This window comes from Chamaesiphon sp. GL140_3_metabinner_50 (assembly GCF_025361915.1).
GTDB lineage: Bacteria > Cyanobacteriota > Cyanobacteriia > Cyanobacteriales > Chamaesiphonaceae > Chamaesiphon.
Genome location: NZ_JANYJC010000255.1, coordinates 1 through 2,557, shown reverse-complemented (window position 1 = coordinate 2,557; position 2,557 = coordinate 1). Strand labels below are relative to the sequence as shown.

The window sequence follows — 2,557 nt, the reverse complement described above, 5'->3', positions numbered from 1 at the left end:
CCCAATCCCCCAACCCCCTTGGAAAGGGGGCTTTAAAGTCCCCCTTTTCAAGGGGGATTTAGGGGGATTCCAACCTAAGCCGGAGCAATTAGAGCGAGATCTGTTCTTAACCGAACTGTACCATCCACACTTCTCCTCCCGGAGCTGCTAAGTTTTGCTGTATGCTCTAAGACTATCGATCGATTGAATCTCTCGACGGTTGCGGGCGATAGTACTCCAGACAGATGAGTAACATCTGCGGATCGAAGATAATCGGTAAAAAGTGAATGCTGTTGACTTCTTTAAAATAAAACAGAATCGGTACGGGCTGCCAAAAAATCTGCCAATTTTCCCACTCACTATAGGGAAACGTCCGAATGATGGTGCTACCACGATAGACATTAAGCGTAGTTGTCGTAAATTCTAATTTAATGATGGTGGTTTGGATTGCCAGAAATAGCCCAAAGATGCCAATCCCTGCGCCCGCCCACAATTGAAATGTCGCAATCGGGATGGCTACCGCAGTTAGCACGATCGGAATCGTGTAATTGGGCGCGAGTTCGACACTTGCAGGTAACTGAGTTGGTGCGGGGTTAGTTGTCACAGGCTCAAAATCTCGATTGCTATTTTCGTTCATTTTAAACCACCCATCTCCCAATTCTCAAAACCATCCCGATCTTGTGTGCGATCGAGTGAATAATAACTACAAGTAGGCAAGGATCGATATTTGGGCTGACTCTAATCAAACGGGAGTAGAGCAGCAACAGCTAAATCTGCCCCCATCGATGATGTCGATCGACATATTTGCATAAAATTAGCGATCGCCGCCTAAAAACTCCGTCATAAAGTTGGGTAAATGAGTAATTCACCGTTTGATGATGAACTAGCACCCGCTGTATCATCGTTTTATATCTATTTAGACAAACTAATTAATGCATCGTCCAACAACCGGAAATATGCCATCTTAGCAGTTGCCGATCTGGGATTGTTTGCCATCTCGATTTGGACGGCAATCGTCTGGGAGTATGGATTCGATCGGCTACCTGCGGAAATTTTACATTACAGTAATTTTGTCATGTTAGCGATCGCCATCAAAATTGGCTCGTTCTGGATGTTTGGAATTTATCGCCAAATATTACAATATACGGGTAGAGAATTTATCTTTACCATTATTCAGGCGGTAGCCACTAGTTGCCTGACAATTGCCGTTACCGATCGATTATTTTTAGCTTCGACAATTCCGCTGTCGGTATTATTCAGCGACGGGGTGCTTGCCCTGCTGCTGGCAATTACCTTTCGACTTGGCGTGCGGCTAACGCGAGGCAAAGCGCGCCAGATCGAGTGTGATGCACCAGCGACGACTAAAGTAATTATCTATGGAGCGGGCGGAGACGGGCGGTTACTCGCTCAGGCTTTAGCCAGAGAAAGTGGCAAAAAATTAATTGGTTTTGTCGATGATGCGGCTCATCTCCAAGGTCGCAATATTGCCGGGATTCGCGTCTACGCGCCCGCAGAACTGCTGAAACTCAAAGCTACGATCGGATTTGAAGAAATTCTCTTGGCGATGCCCTCGATCGACACTCAACGCAAACGCGATCTGATCCAAAGACTCAAAATTCTCGGCGTACCTGTGAAAACAGTACCGAGTATTACCGAAATTTTAAGCGATCGCGGTTCGATTATCCAAATTCCCGTAATCGATATTGAAGACTTATTAGGGCGTAAAGCCATCGCCGCACGTCCAGAATTACTCCAACACGATATCGTGGATCGAGTCGTATTAGTTACTGGGGGCGGTGGTTCGATCGGTTCGGAACTCTGCCGTCAAATTGCCAAGCAGCAGCCTAAAATGCTGCTCGTGTATGAGTTGAACGAGTTTGCGCTCTATCAAATGGACATGGAATTGGGCGAAAATTACCCTAACTTAATTAAAGTTGCCTGCTTAGGTTCGGTTACCGACGATCGATCTTTGACGCGAGTGCTAAACAAATATAATGTCGATATTATCTATCATGCGGCTGCCTATAAGCACGTCCCGATCGTCGAAGCTAATCCGATCTCTGGTATGGTCAATAATATTAGCGGTACCCTGACTGCGGCTCGATGTGCGATCGATTGTGGCGTACCAAAATTCGTCCTTATTTCTACCGATAAAGCCGTGCGCCCGACAAATATTATGGGCGCAACCAAGCGCGTCGCCGAATTGGTACTCCAAGGCTTGGCAGATCTCCGCACTCACCATACCTGTTTTACGATGGTAAGATTTGGGAATGTTTTAGGTAGTAGCGGTTCCGTCGTTCCTCGCTTCAGCGCACAGATCCTCGCAGGGAAACCGATTACCCTCACCCATGCAGATATTACGCGCTACTTTATGACAATTCCCGAAGCCGCGACGCTAGTAATTCAGGCTGGTGCGATGGCAAAAGGCGGCGAAGTTTTTCTGCTCGATATGGGCGAACCAATTAAAATTTACGATTTAGCCGCCCAGATGATCCGCTTATATGGCTTAGAACCCGAACGAGATATCAAAATTGAAGTTACGGGTTTGCGCCCTGGCGAGAAAATTTATGAGGAACTA

Annotated in this window: 2 protein-coding genes; one reads left to right on the top strand and one right to left on the bottom strand. The window is 46.7% G+C overall.

Annotation, left to right across the window (positions count from 1 at the left end; all coding sequences use genetic code 11):
• Positions 1-172 precede the first annotated feature (172 nt).
• Positions 173-616: a DUF3119 family protein gene (locus Q0R35_RS12860; protein ID WP_295618683.1), complete on the bottom strand. Its 444-nt coding sequence runs from the start codon at positions 614-616 to the stop codon at positions 173-175.
• A 219-nt stretch (positions 617-835) separates the two neighbouring features.
• Here Q0R35_RS12860 and Q0R35_RS12855 point away from each other — a divergent pair.
• Positions 836-2,557, top strand: a 1,722-nt coding sequence (locus Q0R35_RS12855; RefSeq protein WP_295618680.1) for a nucleoside-diphosphate sugar epimerase/dehydratase, incomplete at its 3' end; no start/stop codon positions are given.

Bases quoted from the DNA above. Each gene is read 5' to 3' on its own strand.
- Q0R35_RS12860 (WP_295618683.1), bottom strand. From the start codon at position 616: ATGAACGAAAATAGCAATCGAGATTTTGAGCCTGTGACAACTAACCCC.